Below are 231 nucleotides of genomic sequence, written 5' to 3'. Positions count from 1 at the left end.
CACATCACGCTCGGCGGTGCCCACAACCCGACCTTCGGCAAGAACTGAAACCCGTCTGCCCGATCACGCAAGGACGCTGACATGACACACCGCGACGACATGACCCTGACCTCCTCCGGCTTCTACGTCTCCCAGGAGGCGCCGATCCACCCGGAGAACCCCGTGGCGACGCCGAAGAGCACGCCGCCGGACATCCTCCGCTGCGCGTACATGGAGCTCGTGGTCACCGAC

At 65.8% G+C, this 231-nt stretch carries 1 pseudogene; it reads left to right on the top strand.

The features are described from left to right. Window positions 1-81: 81 nt before the first annotated feature. Window positions 82-231: pseudogene (locus tag SB754_RS23275) on the top strand (3,4-dihydroxyphenylacetate 2,3-dioxygenase); the annotation flags it as partial.

It is taken from the genome of Leifsonia sp. SIMBA_070, assembly GCF_046534635.1.
In the GTDB taxonomy this organism is placed as follows: domain Bacteria; phylum Actinomycetota; class Actinomycetes; order Actinomycetales; family Microbacteriaceae; genus Leifsonia.
This window is presented reverse-complemented; position numbering and strand designations above follow the sequence as displayed.